The organism is Actinomadura graeca (genome assembly GCF_019175365.1).
Lineage (GTDB): Bacteria > Actinomycetota > Actinomycetes > Streptosporangiales > Streptosporangiaceae > Spirillospora > Spirillospora graeca.
On the sequence record NZ_CP059572.1, the window covers coordinates 967590 to 991104 of the forward strand.

The 23515-nt window shown below is 75.6% G+C and carries 21 protein-coding genes and 1 riboswitch; of the genes, 9 read left to right on the forward strand and 12 right to left on the reverse strand.

Translation table 11 applies throughout. The annotated features are described in order from the left end of the window. The first annotated feature begins 143 nt into the window (after positions 1–143). The gene (locus AGRA3207_RS04695; protein ID WP_231333315.1) at positions 144–617 is read left to right on the forward strand and encodes a DUF3291 domain-containing protein; all 474 of its coding nucleotides are present in this window, start codon (positions 144–146) and stop codon (positions 615–617) included. A 33-nt stretch (positions 618–650) separates the two neighbouring features. Here the strand turns inward: AGRA3207_RS04695 and AGRA3207_RS04700 are convergent, their stop codons facing one another. After that, complete coding sequence (locus tag AGRA3207_RS04700; RefSeq protein WP_231333316.1) at positions 651–1355, reverse strand: Crp/Fnr family transcriptional regulator; 705 nt, start codon at positions 1353–1355, stop codon at positions 651–653. Between the two features lie 311 nt (positions 1356–1666). Further along, positions 1667–2629: an AraC-like ligand-binding domain-containing protein gene (locus AGRA3207_RS04705; RefSeq protein WP_231333317.1), complete on the reverse strand. Its 963-nt coding sequence runs from the start codon at positions 2627–2629 to the stop codon at positions 1667–1669. Between the two features lie 238 nt (positions 2630–2867). On the opposite strand from AGRA3207_RS04705, the gene AGRA3207_RS04710 reads away from it, so the two are divergent. From AGRA3207_RS04710 to cobM, 6 genes are all read left to right on the forward strand, one after another. After that, positions 2868–3515 carry a dioxygenase family protein gene (locus AGRA3207_RS04710; protein ID WP_231333318.1) on the forward strand — a complete coding sequence of 216 codons (648 nt, stop codon included), beginning with the start codon at positions 2868–2870 and terminating at the stop codon, positions 3513–3515. A 186-nt stretch (positions 3516–3701) separates the two neighbouring features. Beyond that, positions 3702–4862, forward strand: coding sequence for a DUF2637 domain-containing protein (locus tag AGRA3207_RS04715; RefSeq protein ID WP_231333319.1), 1161 nt, complete (start codon positions 3702–3704; stop codon positions 4860–4862). A 117-nt stretch (positions 4863–4979) separates the two neighbouring features. Then, entirely contained in the window at positions 4980–5957 is a 978-nt protein-coding gene (locus AGRA3207_RS04720) for a hypothetical protein (protein ID WP_231333320.1), read from the forward strand. Between the two features lie 70 nt (positions 5958–6027). Then, on the forward strand, positions 6028–6441 hold the full coding sequence (locus tag AGRA3207_RS04725) for a pyridoxamine 5'-phosphate oxidase family protein (RefSeq protein WP_231333321.1): 414 nt from the start codon (positions 6028–6030) through the stop codon (positions 6439–6441). Further along, entirely contained in the window at positions 6434–7654 is a 1221-nt protein-coding gene (gene cbiE, locus AGRA3207_RS04730; RefSeq protein WP_231333322.1) for a precorrin-6y C5,15-methyltransferase (decarboxylating) subunit CbiE, read from the forward strand. The genes AGRA3207_RS04725 and cbiE overlap by 8 nt, the downstream gene beginning before the upstream one ends. Continuing rightward, a complete protein-coding gene (gene cobM / locus AGRA3207_RS04735; protein ID WP_231333323.1) occupies positions 7651–8391 on the forward strand; it encodes a precorrin-4 C(11)-methyltransferase in 741 nt (246 codons plus the stop codon). The genes cbiE and cobM overlap by 4 nt, the downstream gene beginning before the upstream one ends. A gap of 37 nt (positions 8392–8428) precedes the next feature. Here the strand turns inward: cobM and AGRA3207_RS04740 are convergent, their stop codons facing one another. Continuing rightward, positions 8429–9478 (reverse strand): cobalt-precorrin-5B (C(1))-methyltransferase, encoded by a 1050-nt coding sequence (locus tag AGRA3207_RS04740; RefSeq protein ID WP_231333324.1) that lies wholly within the window; start codon positions 9476–9478, stop codon positions 8429–8431. 23 nt (positions 9479–9501) lie between these two features. Between AGRA3207_RS04740 and AGRA3207_RS04745 the strand changes: the two genes are divergently transcribed. Further along, complete coding sequence (locus tag AGRA3207_RS04745) at positions 9502–10233, forward strand: cobalt-precorrin-6A reductase (protein ID WP_231336233.1); 732 nt, start codon at positions 9502–9504, stop codon at positions 10231–10233. Here the strand turns inward: AGRA3207_RS04745 and AGRA3207_RS04750 are convergent. The 4 genes from AGRA3207_RS04750 to AGRA3207_RS04765 are packed head-to-tail and all read right to left on the reverse strand — an operon-like array spanning position 10224 to position 14603. Next, entirely contained in the window at positions 10224–11720 is a 1497-nt protein-coding gene (locus tag AGRA3207_RS04750) for a precorrin-2 C(20)-methyltransferase (protein WP_231333325.1), read from the reverse strand. The genes AGRA3207_RS04745 and AGRA3207_RS04750 overlap by 10 nt on opposite strands. Beyond that, entirely contained in the window at positions 11720–12340 is a 621-nt protein-coding gene (locus AGRA3207_RS04755) for a precorrin-8X methylmutase (RefSeq protein ID WP_231333326.1), read from the reverse strand. The genes AGRA3207_RS04750 and AGRA3207_RS04755 overlap by 1 nt, the downstream gene beginning before the upstream one ends. Continuing rightward, positions 12337–13470 carry a nitrite/sulfite reductase gene (locus AGRA3207_RS04760; protein ID WP_231333327.1) on the reverse strand — a complete coding sequence of 378 codons (1134 nt, stop codon included), beginning with the start codon at positions 13468–13470 and terminating at the stop codon, positions 12337–12339. Before AGRA3207_RS04760 ends, AGRA3207_RS04755 begins: the two co-directional genes overlap by 4 nt. A gap of 26 nt (positions 13471–13496) precedes the next feature. Then, the gene (locus AGRA3207_RS04765) at positions 13497–14603 is read right to left on the reverse strand and encodes a hypothetical protein (protein WP_231333328.1); all 1107 of its coding nucleotides are present in this window, start codon (positions 14601–14603) and stop codon (positions 13497–13499) included. Between the two features lie 156 nt (positions 14604–14759). Then, a riboswitch (cobalamin riboswitch) is annotated at positions 14760–14877 on the forward strand. A 63-nt stretch (positions 14878–14940) separates the two neighbouring features. Between AGRA3207_RS04765 and cobN the strand changes: the two genes are divergently transcribed. Beyond that, positions 14941–18507 (forward strand): cobaltochelatase subunit CobN, encoded by a 3567-nt coding sequence (cobN, locus tag AGRA3207_RS04770; RefSeq protein WP_231333329.1) that lies wholly within the window; start codon positions 14941–14943, stop codon positions 18505–18507. On the opposite strand, the gene hypF is transcribed toward cobN, so the two are convergent. The 5 genes from hypF to AGRA3207_RS04795 all read right to left on the reverse strand — a co-directional run bounded on the left by hypF (position 18471) and on the right by AGRA3207_RS04795 (position 23510). After that, positions 18471–20735: a carbamoyltransferase HypF gene (gene hypF, locus AGRA3207_RS04775; protein ID WP_420830868.1), complete on the reverse strand. Its 2265-nt coding sequence runs from the start codon at positions 20733–20735 to the stop codon at positions 18471–18473. The genes cobN and hypF overlap by 37 nt on opposite strands. Positions 20736–20805: 70 nt before the next feature. Beyond that, the gene (locus AGRA3207_RS04780; RefSeq protein WP_231333331.1) at positions 20806–21441 is read right to left on the reverse strand and encodes an SRPBCC family protein; all 636 of its coding nucleotides are present in this window, start codon (positions 21439–21441) and stop codon (positions 20806–20808) included. Next, complete coding sequence (locus AGRA3207_RS04785; RefSeq protein WP_231333332.1) at positions 21438–21782, reverse strand: ArsR/SmtB family transcription factor; 345 nt, start codon at positions 21780–21782, stop codon at positions 21438–21440. Before AGRA3207_RS04785 ends, AGRA3207_RS04780 begins: the two co-directional genes overlap by 4 nt. A 49-nt stretch (positions 21783–21831) precedes the next feature. After that, a complete protein-coding gene (locus AGRA3207_RS04790) occupies positions 21832–22431 on the reverse strand; it encodes a CE1759 family FMN reductase (RefSeq protein ID WP_231333333.1) in 600 nt (199 codons plus the stop codon). Continuing rightward, the gene (locus AGRA3207_RS04795) at positions 22428–23510 is read right to left on the reverse strand and encodes an LLM class flavin-dependent oxidoreductase (RefSeq protein ID WP_231333334.1); all 1083 of its coding nucleotides are present in this window, start codon (positions 23508–23510) and stop codon (positions 22428–22430) included. Before AGRA3207_RS04795 ends, AGRA3207_RS04790 begins: the two co-directional genes overlap by 4 nt. Between the last annotated feature and the right edge of the window lie 5 nt (positions 23511–23515).

The following is a 23515-nucleotide window of genomic DNA, read 5'->3' on the forward strand; positions in this document are numbered from 1 at the left end:
GTCGCCGTGGTGATAGCTCGGCTGGTCGATCTCGCTCGCCTCCTCTGTCGCCGGTCACCGCCACTCTATCTTGTCATTGACAAGACGGAAGCCGTCCCGGCAATATAGACAGTGTCAAGATTCATCGACCGAGAGGACGCGCCATGCCGACGCTGCCGTGGATCCCGCTGGCGAAGGCCGGCCCCGACGCCGAGGTGCTGGTCATGGCCTCACGCCTCGAAGTGCGCTCGCTGCGCCATGTGCCCGGGTTCTTCCTCGCCTCCCTGGCGCTCCTGCGCCAGGCCCGCCGGGCGGAGGGCGCGCACGGCGTCACGCTCAAGGCCCAGCTCCTGAAACGCACGTTCTGGACGCTCTCGGCGTGGAGCGGCGGCGAGGCCCTCCGGTCCTACGCCGCCGCGGAGCCGCACGTGTCCACCATGCGCCGCAAGCGGGCGGTGATGCGCGACTCCACCTTCGTCTTCTGGAACGTGCCGGCGGCGGACCTGCCCATCGGGTGGCCCGACGCCCAGCAGCGCATCGCCCGGCAGCGCATCGCCGACGGCGGCACCGGTGAAAAAGGCACCACCAAGGACGGCGCCGACCGGCAGGACACCGCCCGGCAGGAAGGCGGTTCGTGAGGCGGGTGCCGCGAGGGCGGTGCCGGACCGCGCTCAGTCGCGGTCGCGCGCGGCGGCGCGCAGGCCGGGCAGGTCGACGACCGTGATCTTGCGCCAGCCGGTGCGGATCAGGCCGTCGCGGCGAAGCCCGTTCAGGGCGCGCGCGACGGTCTCGCGGGAGGCGTCCATCCAGCTGCCCAGTTCCTCCTGCGACAGCGGCGGCCCGATGTCGATGCTGCCGTCGCGAGCCGGCGGGGTGTGCTGCGCCGACAGCTCGGCGAGGTCGGCGAGCAGCTGCGCGAGCCGCCGGGTGCCCCGGCTGGTGACGTGCGCCTTCAGCCGCCGGTCCGAGTCGTCCAGCCGCTGGACGAAGGTGCCGGTGACCAGCATCCACACCTCGGGGTGGGCGTCCAGGAAGCCGGTGAAGCGGGCGGCGGGGACCACCAGGGCGCGGATGGGCGACAGCGCCGTCACGGTGGCCGAGCGGGTGCGCCCGCCCAGCACCGCGCTCTCGGCGAGCAGGTCACCGGGACCGCGGACGGCGAGCACCACGTTGTGGCCGTCCTCGGTCGCCGAGGTCACCTTCGCCCAGCCCCGCTCGATGATGATGACGTGGTCGGACTCGTCCCCCTGGTAGACGAGCGGCGCCTTGACGGCGAAGTGGCGGGGCCGCGCGGCCGACCGCAGCGCGGCCTGCTGGACGCGGTCGAGCGCGGCCCAGAAGCCGGGGCGCGAGGAGGAGGGCGCGTACGACGTCACCGGGCCCCCTCTCCCTCGTCATGACCGGGTTACCCGAACGGTAAACCGGTCATGCCGACCAGGGGAAGCCGGTTGCCGGGTGGTCCCGGCCACGCCCGCGCCCGCCGTGACGTCCGCCATCGGAACGGTGGTCCGGTGCGGCGGCGCCCGTCGGCGGCGTCCGGGAGGACCGTTCCTCCCCGGCCGCCGGTGGGCATCGTCGCCGGCCCGCCGGACGGGGCCCCGCGGCCGTGCGCCGGCGCGGGACCGCGCGGCGCAGGCCGGACCCGGCCGGCGTCCCGGCCCGGAGGCCGGGGGGCCGGTCCACGCGGTCAGTCGGCCCGGTCGATCCCCGTCGCCGCGGCACGGTAGGCGCTGGGAGTGACGCCGTAGGCGGCGCGGAACGCGCGGCTGAACGCGGCCGCGTCCGGCAGGCCCCAGCGGCAGGCGATCGCGCCGATCCGCTGGGTGGCGAGGAAGGGGTCGCGCAGCTCCCGGCGGCAGTGCTCCAGACGGCGGGCGCGGATGTACCGGGCGACCGTGGTGCCCTGCGGCTGGAACACCCGGTAGAGCTGCCGGACGGAGATGTGGTGCGCCGCGGCGATGGCGGCGGGTGTCAGCCCGGCGTCGTGCAGGCGTGTCTCGATCCAGTCCACGATGGCGCGGAGCATCTCCGCCGCCTCCGGGGACGGGGCGGGCTCCGCGCCGAGCCATTCGCTGGCCGCGCCCGTCACCAGCTCGACGACCGCGCCGCCGAGGTGGTGGGCGTACGGCTCGTCCGCCTCCCCGCCCTCCTCGGCGAGCGCCGCGAGCAGCGAGGTCACGAGCCGCCCGGTGCGGGCGCGCTCCGACAGCAGCGTGCCGCCGAGCTCGGCCAGCCGGTCCGACGACAGCGGGACCGCCCGGTGCGGGATCACGACGGTGAAGATGTGGTGCGCGTCGAAGGCGATCTCGACGGGGCGGGTGAGGTCGTAGAAGACCACGTCACCGGGCCCGACCCTGACCTGCCGGTCGTTCTGGCGCAGGACGCAGGAGCCGCGCAGCACGAGCCCGAGCTTGTAGCACTCGCGGGTGTCGCGGTCGATCTGGCGGGTGGTGCGACGCACCGCGTGGGCCGGGGCGCGGACGTCGCTGGCCTCGATGGGGCCGAGCGCTCGGGCCACCAGGCGCGCGGCGAACGGACCGCGGCCTGCCGGCTGCAGGTGGAAGGGGCCGAACGCGCTGTTGATCAGGTGGCGCCAGTAGTCCGCCTGATCGGCGGCAGGGTGGTCCGAGGTGTTGACGAGCGTGGGCATTGCGCTCCCTCGCGCTGGATGGACGGTTCCCGGACGCCACTTGCAAGGCTTCTACGATGGGTCAAGAAGGTCAATGAGCGAGTCGGCACGACGATATCGGGGGTCTTTGGCACACGCCGCCAAAGTCGCGGCAGGCATGGCCAAGACCGTCCGTCCGCATGCGGCCTATACATATCCCGACGAACGTCCTGGGTGCGCGCCCCCACACACCTCGAAGACCCGCCGAGAGGAACCCGCCATGCCAGAGGACGAGCAGCAACACGGCGGCATCAGCCGCAAGCACTTCATCGTCGCCGTCGGCGCCGGTGCACTGGCCGTCCCGGCCGCCCTGTCCGCCGCCGCGCCGGCCCAGGCGCGTACCGCCGCGCTCAAGGGCGGACAGCTCCTGACCCCGACCCCCAAGTGCACGGACGGGGACAGCGAGAAGACCCCGGCTCAGACGGAGGGCCCGTACTTCAAGCCCAACTCGCCTGAGCGATCGGACCTGACCACGCCCGGAATGCCCGGCACCAAGCTCACGGTGAGCGGCGTCGTCTACTCGACGTCCTGCAAGCCGATCGCGAAGGCGCTGCTGGACTTCTGGCAGGCCGACAACGCCGGGGAGTACGACAACACCGGGTTCACGCTGCGCGGTCACCTGTTCACCGACGACCAGGGTCGTTACAAGCTCACCACGATCGTGCCCGGCCTGTACCCCGGCCGTACCCGGCACATCCACGTGAAGCTGCAGGCTCCCAACCGTCCGATCCTGACGACGCAGACGTACTTCCCGGGCGAGCCCCGCAACCAGACGGACACGATCTATGACGCCCGGTTGCTCATGAAGGTCACGAACACGCCCACCGGCCGCGACGCCGTGATGGACTTCGTGCTCAACGTCCCGTAGAAGCTCCCTCTGCGGAACCCCGTCCCCGCCAGGCCACCGCTGGGCCTGGTGGGGACGGCTCATGCCCGGGCCCCGACGCGGACCGCGACCGAGACGTGACGCGATTCCCCCACGAAACCGCAAAGGAATCGATAGTCTCCCAGCGATCACTCTTGTACGCGTTGGGAAATCTGGAGCACACCCCGCATGAGCGCTGCCAACCGGGCACAGGCCATCACACGGTGGGGGGCCATCGCGTTCATGGCCGCCGCGGTGATGACCGCCACCGTGGGCGGCTTCGCCCAGTCGTACGCAGGTCTCTACCACTGGGCCCTCGAACACGGGCTGCGGGGCTGGAAGGCCGACTCGTTCCCCCTGCTGGTGGACCTGTTCATCATCGTGGGCGAGCTCGGCCTGTTCCTGCTGGCGGTGGACGCCTTCGTGCTGCACCGCCGCCAGCTGCTGAGCTGGCTCGACTTCTTCCTCCCGCTGAGCATCGCCCTCGCGGGCTGGACGGCGAGCCTGATCTTCAACGTCGGGCACGTCGGGCACCGGACGTTCTCCTACCAGGCGACGGCCGCGGTCCCGCCGATCGTGTCGATGCTCGGCCTGTTCGTCCTGCTGAGGACGCTGCACCGGTACGTGTCGCGCCAGGACGAGGACAAGGACGAGGCGCCGAAGCAGCCCGATCCCCAGCACCGCGCCATCGCCGGGCCCGTCACGTTGCAGCAGATCACGCTGATGCCGCTGCGCAACACCGGCCCCTTCCCGCAGATCCAGGTGCCCGGCCACTCCGGGAAGGCGATCGAGTCGGGCAGCGCGGCCGGCGCGGCCGCCTCCGGCACCGCCGAGGACGGCGCCGCCGAGGAGGCCCCGGCCGAGGTGCCCGCGCAGGCCGCGCCCGAGCCCGCGCCCGCCGCCGCGAAGGCGCAGCAGCAGGCCGCCCCGGCCTCCGCCCCCGCACCGGCGCCCGAGCCGGTCCCCGTGCCCGAGCCCGAGCCCGAGCTGGCCGTCGTGAGCGCCGCCTCCCGCGGCAGCCTCAACGGGCACAGCGGCTACGGCACCGTCCATGACGACCCGACGCCCGCGCAGAACAGCGAGAACCTGCGCGGCCTGGTCATCGACATCCTGGAACGGCGGCACGGCGACGTCGCGGCCACCCTCGCGGAGGTCCGCGCCGAGGGCTACACCTGCGACGAGGCCGAGATCCAGCGGATCAGCGACAACCACTGGTTCCCCTACGCGGTGTACCGGCTGCTGGCCAAGCACCACGGCGACGGCGACCTGGTGGCGCAGGAGCTGATCTCGCAGGGCATCCTCTTCGACCAGTCGGCGCTGGACGAGCTCGTCCGCTCCTGGCGCGTCTGAGGTCGCGCCCGGCCCGCAGGATCCGTCCCGAAGCGGCCGTTGTCCGGCGTATCGCCGCGATCACGCTCCGCCCGTGCGACGCTGGGCACGTCCGCACCAGCGATGCCGGGAGAGCGAATGAAGACGCGTCTCGCCGCCGTGGCCGCCGTCGCCGCACTGGGCGGCGCCCTCACCGGATACCTGATCGCCCCCTCGCCGGGGGACGCCGCCGCCCGCCCGGCCGCGCTCGCCCGCCCGGCCCGCGCGGGCGGCACCCTGCACCTCGCGCTGAACATGCCCGCCGGTGACCGCGCGAAGGCCGCGCGGCTCGGCTACGACCTGTTCGACGCCGACCCCGACGAGGGCGACCTCGCCGGCCTGCCAGAGGGCGGCCGGGCCCTGCTGTGGGTCGGCAACACCACCTGCGGCGGCTTCCAGATCGCCGACACCTCCGCGTTCGCCGGCACGGTCAGGCGGTTCGCCCGGGACAAGCGCGTCTATGGCTGGTACCTCTCGGACGAGCCGAACCCCGCCGAATGTCCCGGGATCGCCGCGAAGATCCGGGAACGCGCCGACATCGTGCACAAGTTCGCGCCGGGCCAGAAGGCGTTCGCGTCGCTCACCGACTGGCCGATGGGGTCGCTCGGGCCGTCCGACACCCACCTGGACCTCATCGGCCTCGACCCCTATCCCTGCCGCGCGGGCTCCGCCGGCTGCGACCTCGGGACCATCGACACGATGGTCGGCCAGGCGGCCCGCGCCGGATACCCGCGCCGGATGATCGTCCCCGTCGTGCAGACGTTCGGGCAGTCCTGCAACGACGGCGAGCGGAACTGGCGGCTGCCGGACGGCGCGCAGCTCCAGTCGATCCTGAACCGCTGGGACCGTGTCGTGCCGGATCCCGCGTTCGACATCAGCTACTCGTGGGGCCGCCAGGACGCGTGGGCGTGCCCGACGCTCGCCGACGCCGACGGGACGGGCGGCCGTCCCGACCTCCAGTCCGTCATGAAGCGCCACAACCTCCGCAGGACCGGCCCGAAGGCCGCCGCCCCGGCCCGCAAGAAGGCGAAACCGGCTCCGCAGGCGCCCTGCCCCACCCCGTCCGGCACCCCCTAGGGACGGTCGCCGGGGACGCCCGCCGCCCCGGGTGGACGCGCGCCGGGGCGGTTCTGAAATCCTGCTGGCCATGCAGGGGACGACGCGACACCGGCTGGACCTGGACGACGAGCGGCTGCTGGCCTTCTGGCGGGAGCGGCATCTGTGCACGCTGGTCACCGTCCGCCCGGACGGGACGCCGCACGCGGTGCCGGTGGGCGCCACGCTGGACGCCGCCGCCGGGCTCGTCCGGGTGATCACCTCGGGCACGTCGGCGAAGGCGCGGCACGTGGAGCGCGCGGGTGCCGCCGGGCTGCCCGTCGCGGTCGGCCAGGTCGACGGGCGCCGCTGGGCGACGATCGAGGGCCGCGCCGTGCTGAGGACGGACGCGGAGTCCGTCGCCGACGCCGAGCGCCGCTACGCCGAGCGGTACAGGCCGCCGCGGGAGAACCCGCGGCGGGTCGTCATCGAGATCGCGGTCACCCGGGTCCTCGGCAATGTCTGAGGCCCCCGTGCCGGAGGTCACCGTGCCGGAGGACACCGCGCCGGAGGTCACCGTCGTCGGCATCGGCGCGGACGGCTGGGACGGCCTCGCCGCCCCAGCCAGGGAGGCGTTCCGCGACGCCGAGGTGGTGATGGGCGGCGCGCGGCAGCTCGGGCTGCTGCCGGACGGCCTGGCCGCCGAGCGCGTCCCGTGGCCGTCGCCGATGCTGCCCGCCCTGCCGGGGCTGTTCGAGGCGCACCGGGGACGGCGGATCGCGGTGGCGGCGAGCGGCGACCCCCTGTTCTACGGCGTCGGGTCCACGCTGGTCGGGCTCCTGGGCCGGGTGCGGGTGCTGCCGCATCCCTCGTCGGTGTCCCTGGCCTGCGCGCGGCTCGGCTGGCCCGTCGAGGACACCGAGGTCGTCAGCGCGGTGGGCAGGCCGCTGGCCGCGCTGAACGCGGTGCTGGCACCGGGCCGCCGGGTGCTGGTGCTCAGCGCGGGCGCCGGGACGCCCGCGCGGGTCGCGGCCCTGCTGGAGGAACGCGGCTACGGCGGCAGCGGGCTGACCGTCCTGGAACGGCTCGGCGCGCCCGACGAGCGGGTCGGGCCGCTCCGCGACGGCGTCGACGCCCTCAACATCGTTGCCGTCCGCTGCCGGGGCGAGGGCGTCTCGCTCGTGCCGGGACTGCCGGACGCGGCGTACGACCACGACGGGCAGCTCACCAAGCGGGAGGTCCGGGCGATCACCCTGGCGCGGCTCGGCCCCGTCCCGGGCGAGCTGCTGTGGGACGTGGGGGCGGGCGCGGGCAGCGTCGCCGTCGAGTGGATGCGGGCGCACCGGTCGTGCCGCGCCGTCGCCGTCGAGCGGGACCCGGGCCGCGCGGCGCGGATCGAGGCGAACGCCGCGTCCCATGGCGTGCCCGGGCTGCGGGTGGTGACCGGCGCGGCGCCCGCCGCGCTCGGCGGGCTCCCCCCGCCGGACGCGGTGTTCGTCGGCGGCGGCGCCACCGCGCCCGGCCTGCTGGACGCGTGCTGGGACGCGCTGCGGCCGGGCGGGCGGCTGGTGGTCAACGCCGTCACCGTGGAGTCGGAGCAGGTCGTCGCGGAGGCGCGCGGGCGGCTCGGCGGGGAGCTGACCAGGATCGCGATCAGCCGGGCCGCGCCCGTCGGCGGGTTCACGGGATGGAGGCCGATGATGCCGGTGACGCAGTGGACGGCGGTGCGGGAGGAGTGACGGTGCACTTCATCGGCGCCGGGCCCGGCGCCGCCGACCTGATGACGGTGCGCGGCCGCGACCTGATCGCCGCGTCGCCGGTCTGCCTCTACGCGGGCAGCCTCGTCCCGCGCGAGGTGCTGGAGTGGTGCCCGCCGGGCGCGCGCGTGGTCGACACGGCGGCGATGGTGCTGGACGACATCGTCGACGAGCTGGCGGGCGCGCACGCCCGGGGGCAGGACGTGGCGCGGCTGCACTCCGGGGACCCGTCGGTGTTCAGCGCGATGGCCGAGCAGATGCGCCGCCTCGACGCGCGGGGCGTCCCCTACGACGTGACCCCCGGCGTCCCGGCGTTCGCCGCGGCCGCCGCCGCGCTCGGGCGGGAGCTGACCGTCCCGGAGGTGGCGCAGACCGTCGTCCTCACCCGGACGGCCGCGCGCGCCACGCCGATGCCGCCGGGCGAGGACCTCACCACGCTGGGGCGGAGCCGCGCCACGATGGTGCTCCACCTCGCCGTGCAGCGGATCGAGGCGGTGGTGGAGGAGCTGACGCCGAACTACGGGACGGACTGCCCGGTGGCGGTCGTCGCCCGCGCGTCCCGCCCGGACGAGGTGGTGGTGCGGGGGACGCTGGCCGGCATCGCCGCGCAGGTCCGCGCGGCGGGGATCGAGCGGACGGCCGTCATCGTCGTCGGCGCGGCCCTCGCCGCCGAGGGCTTCGCCGACAGCCACCTGTACTCCGCCGACCGCCCCCGCTGACACCGTCCCGGTCCGCGTCCAGGGCCGGGACCGCCGTCTACCCCGCTCGGCCGACGATGGTGCCCGCGCGGTCGATGACCACGACGTCGACCGCCACCGGGGCGCCGAGCAGGACGCCGAGGGCGGTGTCGCGGGCGCGGGCGGCCACCAGGTCCCCGAGCGGGACGCCCGCGCGCCCGCAGATCTGGAGGGCGTCCAGCGCGGTGTTGGCGGCGCGGACGCGGGCGGCCGTCTCGGGGTCCTCCACCATCGAGGCGAGCAGCGCGAAGTCGACCTGGGAGCGCTTGGAGTGCAGGTCCAGGTGCCCGGCGGCGAGCTTGGCGAGCTTGCCGATGCCGCCGGCGATGGTCAGCCGCGGCACGGGGTGCCGCCGCAGGTACTTCAGGACGGCCCCGGCGAAGTCGCCCATGTCGAGCAGCGCGTCCTCGGGCAGGCCGTGCAGCTCGGCGGCGACCCGCTCGGACGTGCTGCCCGTCGCTCCCGCGACGTGGGTGCGCCCGGCCGCCCGGGCGACGTCGATGCCGCGCCGGATGCTGTCGATCCACGCCGAGCACGAGTACGGGACGACGACGCCGGTCGTGCCGAGGATGGACAGCCCGCCGAGGATGCCGAGGCGCGGGTTCCAGGTCCGGCGGGCCAGCTCGGCGCCGCCGTCCACGGAGATCTCCACGATCACGTCGGCGTCGCCGAGGACGTCCCGCATCATCCGCCGGGGCACCGGGTTGATCGCGGGCTCCCCCACCTCCAGCGGCAGGCCCGGGCGGGTCACGGTGCCGACCCCGGGGCCCGCCCGGAACACGACGCCGGTCCCCGGCGCGCCGGGCCGGACGGTGGAGCGGACGAGGGCGCCGTGGGTGACGTCCGGGTCGTCCCCGGCGTCCTTGACGATCCCGGCGGTGGCGAACCCGTCGCCGAGCTCCTCCACGGCCAGCGCGAACGCGGGGCGCTGCCCCTTCGGCAGGGTGATCTCCACCGGGTCGGGGAACTCGCCGGTGAGCAGCGCCGTGTGCGCGGCCTTGGTCGCGGCCGTCGCACATGCGCCGGTCGTCCATCCGTAGCGGAGCCCTCCCGCTCCCGGCCCGCTCACACCCCTACCATGCCCGGGTGACCATGCGTGTACTGCTGCTGGGCGGCACCGGTGAGGCCCGCCGGCTGGCGGAGGAGCTGGCCGCCGACCCGTCCCGCGAAGTGATCAGCTCGCTGGCGGGGCGCACCGCCGCCCCCGCTCCCCTGCCGGGGCGGGTGCGGGTCGGCGGCTTCGGCGGGCCGGACGGCCTCGCCGCCTGGCTGCGCGAGGAGGGGATCGACGCCGTGGTGGACGCGACGCACCCGTTCGCCGCGCTGATGACCGCCTCGGCCGTCGTGGCGGCGGGGCGCGCGGGCGTCCCGCTGCTGGTCCTGCGCCGCCCGGGCTGGCGGGAGGGGCCGGGCGACGACTGGCGGCGCGTCCCGTCCCTGGAGGCCGCCGCCGCGGCCCTGCCCGGGGAACGGGTCTTCCTGACGACGGGCCGCAAGAACCTCGCCGCCTTCGCGGGGGACGCGCGCCGCTGGTTCCTGGTGCGGTCGGTGGACCCGCCGGAGCCGCCGCTGCCGCCGCGCATGGGGACCGTCCTCGCGCGGGGCCCGTTCACCGTGGAGGAGGAGCTGGCGCTGATGCGCGGCTATGCCGTCGACGTGGTGGTCACCAAGGACAGCGGCGGCGCGATGACGTCGGCGAAGCTCACCGCCGCGCGGACGCTGCGGCTGCCGGTCGTGATGGTCGACCGTCCCCCGGCCCCCGAGGGGGTGCCCGTCGCCGCGACGGCCGCGGAGGCGGTGGCCTGGCTGGCGCGTCACGGGTAGCGGCGCGGGGTGAAGACCGTGGTCGCGCCGTCGCCGCGTTCGGCCGCGCGCGTGCGGGACGAGCCGACCAGCAGCAGGCAGCGCATGTCCACGCCGTCGGCGGTGAGGTCCTCCAGCCGGACGACGCGGACGCTCTCCTCCGCGCCGCCGACGTCGCGGCCGATGACGACGGGGGTGTCCGGGGAGCGGTGCGCGAGCAGCACGTCGCGCGCCTTGGCCAGCTGCGCGGTGCGGGTCCGGGACGCGGGGTTGTAGATCGCGATGACGAGGTCGGCGGCCGCGGCGGCGGCCAGCCGCGCCTCGACGACGTCCCAGGGCTTGAGCCGGTCCGACAGCGACAGCACGCAGTAGTCGTGCCCGAGCGGCGCGCCGATCCGGGCCGCGACGGCGTTCGCGGCGGTCAGGCCGGGCAGGACGCGCACCGGCACGTCCTTCCAGCGGTCCTCGGCGGCCACCTCCAGGACGGCGGCGGCCATCGCGAACACGCCCGGGTCGCCGGAGGACACCACCGCGACCCGCCGCCCGCGCTCGGCCAGCGCCAGCGCGAACTCGGCCCGCTCGGACTCCACCCGGTTGTCGGTGGCGTGCCGGGCCTGCCGGGGGTTGGCGGGGACGCGCGCCAGGTAGGGCGCGTAGCCGACCAGGTCGTCGGCGGCGGCCAGGGCGTCCTGCGCCTCGGGGGTGAGCCACGCGCGGCCCGCGGGGCCGAGGCCGACGACCGCGACCTCGCCGGGGCCGCCCGCCGCCGCGGGCTCCGGCAGGCTCCGGCGCGTCCGCTCGTGCACCCGGCTGGGCAGGACCGCGACGGAGAAGTACGGGACGGTCGCGGGGTCCACGTCGGCGAGCGGCAGGGCGCGCCTCCGGCCGGTGGTGGCGCGCTCGACGTACCAGGCGTCGTCCAGGCGGCCCGCCTCCTCCAGGGCCCGCCGCACGCCGCCGAACGTCCGGCCGAGCTTGAGGACGGCGGCCGAGTCGGTCGCGGCGAGGCGGCGGGCCAGCTCGTCCGGCGGCAGCGTCCCCGGCAGGACGGTCAGCACCTCGTCGCGCTCGACGAGCGGCCTGCCCAGGTCGGCGCACGCGCCGCTGACCGAGGTGACGCCCGGCACCACCGTCGTCGGGTACCGGCCGTCGAGGCGCTTGTGGAGGTGCATGTAGGAGCCGTAGAAGAACGGGTCGCCCTCGCAGAGCACGACCACGTCGCGCCCGGCGTCGAGGTGCCCGGCGAGGCGTGCCGCGCACCGGTCGTAGAACTCCTCCAGGACCCGCCGGTAGTCCCCGGTCGCCTCCGTCGTCACCGGGTAGATCAGGGGTTCCTCGACCTGCCCGTCCCGCAGGTGGCCCTCGGCGATCGACCGGGCGATGCTGCGCCCGTGCCGCGCCGAGTGGTAGACGACCACGTCCGCGGCGGCGATGAGCCGGGCCGCCTTGAGCGTGATCAGCTCGGGGTCGCCGGGGCCGAGGCCCACGCCGTACAGGTGTCCGGTCATCACTCTTCCTCGCTGGCGATGGCGTTGACCGCGGCGGCGGCCATGGCGCTGCCGCCCCGCCGCCCGTGCACGACCAGGTGGGGCAGCCCGGACGCGGCGAGGGCCTGCTTGGACTCGGCCGCGCCGATGAAGCCCACCGGGACGCCGATGACCGCCGCCGGGACGCCCGCCCCGCCGGCGACCATCTCCAGCAGGCGGAACAGGGCCGTCGGCGCGTTGCCGATGGCCACCACCGACCCGGCGAGCCTGTCCCGCCACAGTTCCAGGGCCGCGGCGCTGCGGGTGGTGCCGAGGTCCCTCGCCAGCCCCGGCACGCGCGGGTCGCCGAGCGTGCAGACGACGTCGTTGTCCTTCGGCAGCCTCGCGCGCGTCACCCCGGCGGCGACCATGCGCGCGTCGCACAGGACGGGCCGCCCGTCCAGCAGCGCCGCCCGCGCCGCGGCGACGGCGCCGGGCGTGTACTCCAGGTCCTCCACCAGGTCGGTCATCCCGCACGCGTGGATCATGCGGACGGCGACCCGGGCGACGTCCCCGGGGAGCCCCGCGAGGTCCGCCTCCGCCCTGATGGTCGCGAACGACCGCCGGTAGATCTCCGCGCCGTCGCGGACGTAGTCGATCACTCGCTCCTCCGTGTCGTCGCGACGGCCGCCGCCGTCGCCGTCAGGCCCCCCGGGCGCGCCGTCCCGTCGAGCCGCACCTCGTAGCCGCCGGGGGTCGCCACGACCGCCACGTGCCGGTCGGCCGGGCGGCCGCACTGCCGTTCGCAGCCCGACCAGTGCACCGGCAACCCGCCCGCCGGGCCCCTGGCCCGGGCGGCGTCGGCGCGGACGTCGGTCAGCGACCTGGCGCAGCCCGGCCGTCCCGCGCAGGAGGTCAGTCCCTCCCACTCCGGTGTGGTGACCAGGCCAGGGAAGTGTGGCACGTCGGTGAGGTCCGGGATCACGACCCCCCTCCACGGCGTGATGATGATCTCTTCGGCGTCCCGGAGCGGCGCGGGGTCGAGGCGGCCGAGCGGGACGAGCGCGGAGAACGCCGTCCGCCCGTCGCGCTGCGCGATCCGGCCGGCCGGCGTGCGCCGGGGCGCCGCAGGGACGGGCACCGGGTCCTCGCGCGGGCCGGCCAGCGGGAGGGCGCCGGGAAGCTCCGCCACACGCCACTCGCCCGTCCGGACGCGCAGGAACGTCCGGGCGGCGTCGAGCGCGAGCGCGACCGCGCCGTCCGGGCCGGCCCGCAGGCCGCTGTCGGCCCCGGCGAGGACGAGGGCGAAGCGGTCGTGACGCGTCGCGTAGAGGCCCACGTCCGCGCGCATCGCGATGACGTCGCCGCGCCCGTCGTCCAGCGCGAACAGGAACCGCCCCGGCAGCTCCGCGAGCCCGGGGTCGGCGCGGAGCGCAGCGTCCAGCTCGGCCACGAGGGGACGGACGTCCAGCAGCCCGCCGCCGTCCCGTCCGCTCAGGACGCTGGCGACGATGTTGCGGACCCGCTCGTGCGTGTCGGACGGCAGCAGACCGGCGGCCCTCAGGCGGGCGCCCAGCTCGCGCTCCGCGCCGTCCGCCAGCCCCCTCACCTGCACGTTCGCGCGGGATGTCAGCTCCAGGAACCCGTCGCCCAGTTCCCGCGAGGCGTCCGCCAGCGCCGTGAGGCGGGGCCTGTCCAGCGCGCCGCCGGGCAGCCGGACGCGCGCGAGGCCCCCGTCGGCGGCGGGATGCACCCGCAGAGCACCCGGACATCCGTCCACCCCAGACCGCATGACCGGATCCTACGGCGCCCCCGGGTTCAGCCGCCCATGGCGGTGGTGCAGCGGCCAGTGGCCGGGGAGTCCGCGTCGAAGCGGCCCTCGATCACCCGGCCGAAGGCGTCGGGCCCGCTCAGGCAGGCGTGCCGGGGCTCGTCGTCCGAGACGAAGGAGAACAGCTGGACCTTGTTCGGGTCGGGCGGGTAGGTCCGGGTGACCCGCATCCCCCGTCCTTCGGCGAAGGTGAACAGGACGGTCGCCGCGGGCGTGCCCCTGCGCAGGACGCCGTAGCCGGTGCGCCCGTCCGGGGCCATGACGGCGGTCGTGACCGTCACGGCGCCCGCGGGGGCGCGGAACAGCACGCGGCCCGCCCCGAGGTCCGATCCTGGGGCGGCGGTGTCGAGGGCGTGCACGGTGCCGTTCGCCACCTTCCCGCCGGGGAGCCCGCCGGGGGACGCCGGGACGACGTCGCTGGTGGTGTAGCCGAGCGTCCGGCCGTCCGCGGCCCAGACGATGTGGCCGACGACCGTGTTCCCGGCGGCGGTCCAGGTGCGGCGCCGGCCCGTGCCGGTGTCCAGGACGGTCACGGCGGCGCGCGGCGCACCCGCCAGGCGCGGCCCTCCCCCGCAGGGCGCCGTGGCGTAGGCGACGCGGCGCCCGTCGGGGCTGACCGCCGTGCCCGCCACGAGGCCGGGCGCCGTGCCGCCGCGCAGCGGGACCAGGCCGGTCACGTGCCCGTCGCCGGTCAGCCGGAAGCCGTGCAGATGCGACTCGCATGGCCTCGAAAAGGACGCGACGACGAAGGTGCCTCCGGGGCCCGCGACGACCTCCTGCGCCTCCCCCGCCGACCGGGGCGCGGGCACCGAGTCGGCGGGGCGCCGGTACCCGTCCGCCCGGAGCGCGTGGACCTCGACGAACGGCGTCCGCCCGCCCTCCTGCCCGGGCGGGCCCGCCCGGCCCACGCCGACCAGGAACCGCGGGTCCCGGCTTTCGGTGTGCGGCGGCGGCGCGGACGGGACGTGCCCGCCCACCGCCAGCCGCACGCCGCCGATGGAGACGGCGACCAGCACGGCCAGCGCCATCGGCGCCGCCCACCGCCGCAGCCGCCACGTCCCCGTCCCCGCGTCCCGCGCGATGTCCGGTTCCATCCGATGATCATGGCGGGTCCGCCGGGCATCCACACCGGTTTCGGGAGATTTGCGAACTCGGCCGTCCTCCCGGCGGCAGGTCCCGCGCGTGTACCGTCCGGCCTCGGCCAGGAGCGGCGGGCGGCGACCGGTTAGGGTGTGGGCGGCGACTTGTGGAGGAAGCCGGTGCGAATCCGGCGCGGTCCCGCCACTGTCACCGGGGAGCGGACCCCGCGTACGGCCACCGCGCGAGCGGGAAGGCCGGGGCGAGCGCCGATCCGGGAGCCAGGAGACTCCGGGCCGCCGCCGTTTCAGCCTGCGATTCGGGGCGAGGACCCCGGGTGAGGACACGATCCGCGTGATCTTGCTGCTGTCCACGTCGGACACCGATCTGCTCAGCGCGCGCGCCAGCGGCGCCGGCTTCCGTCTCGCCAACCCCGCGCGCACCGGCGCGGAGGACCTCCCGGCGCTCGTCGAGGGCACCGACCTCGTCGTCGTCCGGCTCCTCGGGGGGCGGCGGGCCTGGGAGGAGGGCCTGGACGCGCTGCTCGCCGGGCCGCGGCCGGTCGTCGTGCTGAGCGGGGAGCAGTCCCCCGACGCCGAGCTGATGGCGCTGTCCACCGTGCCCGCGGGCGTCTGCGCGGAGGCCCACGCCTACCTCGCGCACGGCAGCCCCGGGAACCTGGGCGAGCTGTTCCGGTTCCTCTCCGACACCGTCCTGCTCACGGGCTTCGGGTTCGCCCCGCCGGCCGCCACGCCCACGTGGGGTGTGCTGGAGCGCGAGGCCGGAGGCCAGGACGGGCCCCTGGTGGGGGTGCTGTACTACCGGGCCCACCACCTCGCCGGGAACACCGCGTTCGTCGAGGCGCTGTGCGCGGCGATCGAGGCGGCGGGCGGGCGGGCGCTGCCGGTGTTCTGTGCCTCGCTGCGGACCGCCGAGGACGCCCTGCTGGAGACCCTCGGGCGCGCCGACGCCCTCGTCGTCACCGTCCTCGCCGCCGGAGGGACGAAGCCCGCTTTCGCCGGCGCCGGGGGCGACGACGAGGCGTGGGACGTGGGGGCCCTGGCCGGCCTGGACGTGCCGATCCTCCAGGGGCTGTGCCTCACGGGCGGGCGCGCGGCCTGGGAGGACAACGACGACGGGCTGTCGCCGCTGGACACCGCGACGCAGGTGGCCGTGCCCGAGTTCGACGGGCGGATCATCACCGTCCCCTTCTCGTTCAAGGAGACCGACGAGGACGGGCTCAGCGTCTATGTCGCCGATCCCGAGCGCGCCGCCCGGGTCGCCGGGATCGCGGTGCGGCACGGCGCGCTGCGGCACGTCCCCGCGGGCGCGAAGCGGGTCGCGCTGATGCTGTCGGCGTACCCGACCAAGCACGCGCGGATCGGCAACGCGGTCGGGCTGGACACGCCCGCCAGCGTCGTCGCGCTGCTCGCCGCGATGCGCGAGCGCGGCTACGACGTCGGCGACGGCCTGCCGGGCGACGGCGACGCGCTGATGCACGCGCTGATCGCGGCGGGCGGGCAGGACCCCGGCTGGCTGACCGAGGAGCAGCTGGCCGGCAATCCCGTCCGCATCCCGGCGGCGGCCTACGAGCGCTGGTACGCCACCCTCCCCGGAGAGCTGCGCGCCGACGTCGAGCGGCACTGGGGCCCGCCGCCCGGTGAGCTGTTCGTGGACGACTCGGGCGAACCGGAGATCGTCCTCGCCGCGCTGCGGTCGGGGAACGTGGTGCTGATCGTCCAGCCGCCGCGCGGGTTCGGGGAGAACCCGGTCGCCATCTACCACGACCCCGACCTGCCGCCCAGCCACCACTACCTGGCCGCGTACCGGTGGATCGCGGACGAGTTCGGCGCGCACGCGGTGGTCCACGTCGGCAAGCACGGGAACCTGGAGTGGCTGCCCGGCAAGTCCGCCGGGATGTCGGCGTCGTGCGGGCCCGACGCCGCGATCGGCGACCTGCCGCTGGTCTACCCGTTCCTGGTGAACGACCCCGGGGAGGGGACGCAGGCCAAGCGGCGCGCCCACGCGACGCTGGTCGACCACCTCATCCCGCCGATGGCGCGCGCCGAGAGCTACGGCGACATCGCCCGGCTGGAGCAGCTGCTGGACGAGCACGCCACCATCGCGGCGCTCGACCCGGCGAAGCTCCCGGCGATCCGCGCGCAGATCTGGACGCTGATCCAGGCGGCGCGGCTCGACCACGACCTCGGCCTGGACGACCGCCCGCACGACGCGGAGTTCGACGACTTCCTCCTGCACGTCGACGGCTGGCTCTGCGAGGTCAAGGACGTCCAGATCCGCGACGGGCTGCACGTGCTCGGTGCCGCGCCGGAAGGCGGGCCGCGGATCGACCTCGTCCTGGCGATGCTGCGGGCCCGGCAGATCTGGGGCGGGTCCACGACGCTGCCCGGCCTGCGCGAGGCCCTCGGCCTGGACGAGCAGAGCACCGACCGGCGGGAGGTCGACGCGTTCGAGGAGCGGGCGCGGGCGCTGGTCGCGGCGATGGAGGAGCGGGGCTGGGAGCCGTCCGCCGCCGGCGCGGTCGCCGGGGAGATCGCCGGTGACGGCGCGGGCGGGCGGGTCGCGGAGATCCTGCGGTTCGCCGCGACCGAGATCGTCCCCCGGCTCGCGAGGACGTCCGACGAGATCGGCAACGTGCTGCACGCGCTGGACGGCGGATACGTCCCGGCCGGTCCGAGCGGCTCGCCGCTGCGCGGGCTCGTCAACGTCCTGCCGACCGGGCGCAACTTCTACTCCGTGGACCCGAAGGCGGTCCCGAGCCGGCTGGCGTACGAGACGGGCCGCGCGATGGCCGACTCGCTGCTGGCCCGCTACCGCGAGGACACCGGCGAGTGGCCGCGCTCGGTGGGCCTGTCGGTGTGGGGCACCAGCGCCATGCGGACCTCCGGCGACGACATCGCCGAGGTCCTCGCCCTGCTCGGCGTCCGCCCGGTCTGGGACGAGGCGTCCCGGCGCGTGACCGGGCTGGAGCCCGTCCCGCTGGAGGAGCTCGGCCGTCCCCGCATCGACGTCACCATCCGCATCAGCGGCTTCTTCCGCGACGCGTTCCCGCACGCGGTGGCCATGCTGGACGACGCCGTGCGGCTCGCGGCGGCCCAGGACGAGCCCGACGAGGACAACCACGTCCGCGCCCACGTCCGCGCCGACCGTGAAGCGCACGGCGACGAGCGGCGCGCGACCCTGCGGGTCTTCGGGTCGCGGCCGGGCGCGTACGGGGCCGGGATCCTCCCGCTGATCGACAGCCGCAACTGGCGCGACGACTCCGACCTCGCCGAGGTGTACGCGGTGTGGGGCGGCTACGCCTACGGCCGCGGCCTGGACGGCGTCCCGGCGCGCGGCGACATGGAGAGCGCCTACCGGCGGATCAGCGTCGCGGCCAAGAACACCGACACCCGCGAGCACGACATCGCCGACTCCGACGACTACTTCCAGTACCACGGCGGCATGATCGCGACGGTCCGGGCGCTGACCGGGCGGGCCCCGCGGGCCTACATCGGCGACAGCACCCGCCCGGACGCCGTCCGCACCCGCACGCTGGACGAGGAGACCTCACGCGTGTTCCGCGCCCGGGTCGTCAACCCGCGCTGGCTGGCCGCGATGCGCAGGCACGGGTACAAGGGCGCGTTCGAGCTGGCCGCGACCGTCGACTACCTGTTCGGCTACGACGCGACCGCCGGGGTCGTCGCCGACTGGATGTACGAGCAGCTCGCCAACACCTACGCCCTGGACGAGGAGAACCGCGCGTTCTTCGACGAGTCCAACCCGTGGGCGCTGCACGGCATCGCCGAGCGCCTGCTGGAGGCCGCCGACCGGGGCATGTGGGAGCACCCCGAGCCGGAGACCCTGGAGGCCCTCAAGCGCCTCTACCTCGAAGTGGAGGGCGACCTGGAGGACGGCTGAGCCGCGTCCGCGACGGCGCCGCTCCGGGCCGTCGCGACGGCGGCCTGCCCCAGGCTGATGCCGCCGTCGTTGGGCGGGACGCGATGGTGCGTCAGCACCTCGAAGCCCGCCTCGGAGAGGCCGGTCACCGCGCGTTCCAGGAGGAGCATGTTCTGGAACACCCCGCCGGACAGCGCGACCGTCCCGAGCCCCGTGGCGTCACGGACGCGGCGCGCCGCCCCGACCGTCAGCGCCGCCACCCCGTTGTGGAAACGCGCGGCGATCACCGGGACGCCCGTGCCCGCGCGGTGGTCGTCCACCACCGCGGCGACCAGGTCGGACCCGGCGACCGTGAAGACGTCCCCCGCGGTCACGGCGGCGGGGTAGGCGGCCCGCTCGCCGGGATCGGCCCGCTGCTCCAGCTCGATCGCGGCCTGCCCCTCGTAGGTGACGCTGTCCCGGACGCCCAGGACGGCGGCGACCGCGTCGAACAGCCGTCCCATGCTGGAGGTGGCCGGCGCGAGGGGCGGCCCGGCGGCGGCCAGGGCGGTGACGGCGTCCCATCCGGGGCGGCGGGCCACGGGCAGGTCGTCCGGGACGCCGTACGCCGCGGCCATCCGCCACGGCTCGCGGACCGCCGCCGCGCCGCCCGGCAGCGGCACCGGCGCGAGGTGCCCGGCGCGCCGGTAGCCGCGCAGGTCCGCGACGAGGAACTCGCCGCCCCACAGCGTGCCGTCCGCGCCGAGGCCGGTGCCGTCGAACGCCACCCCGATCACCGGGCCGTCCGCCCCGTTGTCGGCGAGGCAGGACGCGATGTGCGCGTGGTGGTGCTGGACGGCGACCGCCGGGAGGTCCAGCTCCAGCGCGTACTTGGTCGACAGGTACTCCGGATGCGGGTCGTGCGCGACGAGCTCGGGGACGATCCCGAACAGCCGCCGGAAGTGGCCGATCCCGTCCTCGAACGCCTGGAGCGTCTCGTGGTTCTCCAGGTCGCCGATGTGGTGGGACAGGAACGCCCGCCCTTCGCGGGTCAGGCAGAAGGTGTTCTTCAGCTCCGCGCCGCACGCCAGCACGGGCGCGCCCCGCCCGATGGGCAGCGGCTCGGGCGCGTAGCCGCGCGATCGCCGGACCGCGAGGGGGCGCCCGCGGAACGACCGGACCACCGAGTCGTCGGTGCGGACGTGGATCGGGCGGTCGTGGGTGAGGAACGCGTCGGCGATGCCGCCGAGCCGGTCCAGGGCGTCCTCGTCGCGGTGGGCGATGGGCTCGTCCGCGACGTTCCCGCTGGTCATCACGGTGGGCTCGGTGACGAGGAGGTGGTGCAGCGGCGTGTAGGGGAGCATCAGCCCGACCGAGCGGCCGCCCGGCGCGACCGCGTCGGCGAGCGCGGCGTCCGGGCGGCGGCCCAGCAGGACGATGGGGCGCCGCGCCCCGCACAGCAGCGCGCGCTCGGCCTCGTCGAGGACGCACAGCTCCCGCGCCGCCGCCGCGTCCGGGACCATCACGGCGAACGGCTTGTCCGCGCGGCGCTTGCGCGACCGCAGCGCCGCGACCGCGGGCCCGTCCGCCGCCCGCGCCGCGAGGTGGTAGCCGCCGAGGCCCTTGACCGCGAGGACGCCTCCGTCCGCGAGCAGGGCCCGCGCCGCCGCCAGCGGATCGTCCGCCGGGGGGTGCAGCGCGAGGGCGGGGCCGCAGGACGGGCAGCACACCGGCTGGGCGTGGAACCGGCGGTCCGCGGGGTCCGCGTACTCGGCGGCGCACGCGCCGCACATGGCGAACCCGGCCATGGTCGTGTTCGGCCGGTCGTAGGGGACGCCCGTCACGATCGTGAAGCGGGGCCCGCAGGCGGTGCAGTTGATGAACGGGTACCCGTACCGCCGGTCCCCCGGGTCGCGCATCTCGCGCAGGCAGTCCCCGCACGTCGCGGAGTCGGCCGACACCAGCGCGCGCCGCTCGCCCGCCGCGTCGCTGCCGACGATGGCGAATCCGGCCCGGCCGTCCGCCGCCAGCTCGCGTGTCGTCACCCGCTCGACGACGGCCAGCCGCGGCGGGCGCGCGCGCAGCCCGTCCAGGAACCGCCCGACCTCGTCGGGGGCGCCCTCGACCTCGATGAACACGCCGCCCGCGTCGTTGCCGACCAGCCCGGACAGCCCGAGGCCGGTCGCGAGGCCGTGCACGAACGGCCGGAACCCGACCCCTTGCACGACGCCCTCGACCCGGACGCCCACCCGAACGTCCACCCGCGTCATTCTGCCTGGTCAGAGCCTCCAGGTCAGGGACACGCCCGGGGCCACCGGCGACGAGGGCGGCGCCTGGGCGTCAGGCGGTGTCCGCGTCCTCCCCGGTGTAGGCGGCGATGGTGCGCTGCGCGCAGGCGCGGGCGAGGGCCTCGTCGCCGTCGGCGGCCGCGTGGGCGGCCCCCCAGGCGGCGCCGCTCAGCCGCGAGAACTCCTTGCCCTCGTCGGTGGCCGGCCAGTCGGGGCCGATCCCGGGGTCGCCGCCGGAGGCGAGGTGCAGCGTCAGCCCGAGGACGGCCATGTCCCAGCCGACGCCCACGGCGCCGGGGCCGAAGGTGTCCCAGTGGTCGTCGGCGTGGGCGATGTGCTCCAGCTCGAAGCGGGTCCGCCCGTCGCCCTCGGGGATCAGCCGCACCTCGATCCAGCTGGTCTGGCCGGCGAACTCCCAGGTGGCGGAGAACCCCTTGGGCGGGTCGCAGCGCTCGATCGTCCCTCCGGCGTTGCCCTCGATCTGGAACCGGCCGCCGGGGCGCAGGTCGCCGGAGACGGGCAGGAACCAGCGCGGGATGCGCTCGGCGTTGGTGCAGGCGTCCCAGAGGTCGTCGGCGCCGGTGTCGTAGGTCCGGCCGATGGTGACGGTGCGGGCGGTCCCGGCCTCCAGCACGCGGTCGCCGACCCGGCGGGCGACGGAGTTGATCTGCTCGGTCACGTCGATCATGGCTTGCTCCCCGGTGGTCGTCGGGCACGCCCGCCCCGGGCGATCTCGGTCGCCAGGGCGTCCAGGTGCGGGGTCCAGTACCGCCGGAAGCGGTCGAGCCAGGCGTCGGCCTCCCGCAGCGGCGCGGCGTTCACCGCGTAGAGGCGGCGGGTGCCCTCCGCCCGCACGACGGCGAAGCCGGTGTCGCGCAGCACCCGGAGGTGCTGCGACACGGCGGGCTGCGAGATGCCGAACTCCTCCTGGACGACGGCCGACACCTCACCGGAGGCCCGCTCGCCGTCCGCGAGCAGCTCCAGGATCCGGCGCCGTACCGGGTCGCCCAGCACATCGAAGGCGTGCACACCCGACAAGATACAGCCTCAGCTTATATAAGTCACGCGTTAGGAAACGTCACCGGCCGCCGCCGGCGAGGAGCTCCTCGAAGGGGACGGGGTCGTCGTAGGGGTCCTGCGCCGCCGCGGCGGGACGGGCCTCGACGAGGGCCGCCAGCTCCGCCCCGGCGCGGGCGACGCGCTCGGCGAGGCCGCCTCCCGCGCCGCCCCAGTCCTCGGACGCCGCGTACACGGCGGTCGGGACCGCGGTGGCGCGCAGGTAGGCGAACAGCGGCCGCATCGCGTAGTCGATGGCCAGGGAGTGCCGCGCGGTGCCGCCCGTCGCGCCGAGCAGCACCGGCGTCCCCTCCAGCGCACCGGGTTCGACGACGTCGAAGAACGTCTTGAACAGGCCGCTGTAGGAGGCGTTGAAGACGGGCGTCACCGCGATGAGCCCGTCGGCGTCCGCCACGGCGTCCAGGGCGGCCCGGAGCGCGCCGGACGCGAATCCGGTGAGCGCCGCGTCCACCATCGCGTGGGCGTGGTCGCGCAGCTCGACCGTCTCGACGGCGGTGCCCGGGCGCAGGGCATCGGACGCCGCCGCGGCGAGCCGGTCGGTGAGAAGGCGCGTGGACGAGGGCTGTCCCAGCCCGGCGGAGACGACGACCAGCCCGCTCATCGGACGGCCCCCGCGGTCACGCGGGAGGCGTGCGTGGGTGCGGTCGCCGGGACGTGCGCCGGGCGCAGCGACGCGAACTCCTCGCGCAAGACCGGGACGACCTCCTCCCCCAGCAGGTCGATCTGCTCCAGGACGGTCTTCAGCGGCAGCCCCGCGTGGTCCATCAGGAACAGCTGGCGCTGGTAGTCGCCGAAGTGGTCCCGGAACGTCAGCGTCTTCTCGATCACCTGCTGAGGGCTGCCGACCGTGAGGGGCGTCTCGGCGGTGAACTCCTCCAGCGACGGCCCGTGCCCGTACACCGGGGCGTTGTCGAAGTATGGCCGGAACTCCCGGACGGCGTCCTGCGAGTTCCGGCGCATGAACACCTGCCCGCCGAGCCCGACGATCGCCTGGTCGGCCGCGCCGTGCCCGTAGTGCTCGTAGCGGCGCCGGTACAGCCCGATGAGACGCTGGAAGTGCTCCTTGGGCCAGAAGATGTGGTTGGCGAAGAAGCCGTCGCCGTAGTAGGCGGCCTGTTCCGCGATCTCGGGGCTGCGGATGGAGCCGTGCCAGACGAACGGCGGCACGCCGTCCAGCGGGCGCGGCGTCGAGGTGAACGACTGGAGCGGCGTGCGGTGCTCGCCCTCCCAGTCGACGGCCTCCTCGCGCCAGAGCCGGTGCAGCAGGTGGTAGTTCTCGATGGCGAGCGGGATGCCGTCGCGGATGTCCTTGCCGAACCACGGGTAGACGGGGCCGGTGTTGCCGCGGCCCATCATCAGGTCCACCCGGCCGCCCGCCAGGTGCTGGAGCATCGCGAAGTCCTCGGCGATCTTCACCGGGTCGTTGGTGGTGATCAGCGTGGTCGCGGTGGACAGGATCAGCCGCTCGGTGCGCGCGGCGATGTAGCCGAGCATCGTCGTCGGCGAGGACGGGACGAACGGCGGGTTGTGGTGCTCGCCGGTGGCGAACACGTCCAGGCCCGCCCGCTCGGCGTGCTCGGCGATGGTGACCATCGCCCTGATGCGCTCGGCCTCGGAGGGGGTACGGCCGGTCGTCGGGTCCGGGGTGACGTCGCCGACCGAGAAGATCCCGAACTGCATGCCGT

Coding starts and splice junctions, on each gene's coding strand:
- AGRA3207_RS04695 (WP_231333315.1), top strand. CDS start 144: ATGCCGACGCTGCCGTGGATCCCGCTGGCGAAGGCCGGCCCCGACGCC.
- AGRA3207_RS04705 (WP_231333317.1), bottom strand. CDS start 2,629: ATGCCCACGCTCGTCAACACCTCGGACCACCCTGCCGCCGATCAGGCG.
- AGRA3207_RS04710 (WP_231333318.1), top strand. CDS start 2,868: ATGCCAGAGGACGAGCAGCAACACGGCGGCATCAGCCGCAAGCACTTC.
- AGRA3207_RS04715 (WP_231333319.1), top strand. CDS start 3,702: ATGAGCGCTGCCAACCGGGCACAGGCCATCACACGGTGGGGGGCCATC.
- AGRA3207_RS04720 (WP_231333320.1), top strand. CDS start 4,980: ATGAAGACGCGTCTCGCCGCCGTGGCCGCCGTCGCCGCACTGGGCGGC.
- AGRA3207_RS04725 (WP_231333321.1), top strand. CDS start 6,028: ATGCAGGGGACGACGCGACACCGGCTGGACCTGGACGACGAGCGGCTG.
- cbiE (WP_231333322.1), top strand. CDS start 6,434: ATGTCTGAGGCCCCCGTGCCGGAGGTCACCGTGCCGGAGGACACCGCG.
- AGRA3207_RS04745 (WP_231336233.1), top strand. CDS start 9,502: ATGCGTGTACTGCTGCTGGGCGGCACCGGTGAGGCCCGCCGGCTGGCG.
- AGRA3207_RS04750 (WP_231333325.1), bottom strand. CDS start 11,720: ATGACCGGACACCTGTACGGCGTGGGCCTCGGCCCCGGCGACCCCGAG.
- AGRA3207_RS04760 (WP_231333327.1), bottom strand. CDS start 13,470: ATGCGGTCTGGGGTGGACGGATGTCCGGGTGCTCTGCGGGTGCATCCC.
- AGRA3207_RS04765 (WP_231333328.1), bottom strand. CDS start 14,603: ATGGAACCGGACATCGCGCGGGACGCGGGGACGGGGACGTGGCGGCTG.
- hypF (WP_420830868.1), bottom strand. CDS start 20,735: ATGACGCGGGTGGACGTTCGGGTGGGCGTCCGGGTCGAGGGCGTCGTG.
- AGRA3207_RS04780 (WP_231333331.1), bottom strand. CDS start 21,441: ATGATCGACGTGACCGAGCAGATCAACTCCGTCGCCCGCCGGGTCGGC.
- AGRA3207_RS04790 (WP_231333333.1), bottom strand. CDS start 22,431: ATGAGCGGGCTGGTCGTCGTCTCCGCCGGGCTGGGACAGCCCTCGTCC.
- AGRA3207_RS04795 (WP_231333334.1), bottom strand. CDS start 23,510: ATGCAGTTCGGGATCTTCTCGGTCGGCGACGTCACCCCGGACCCGACG.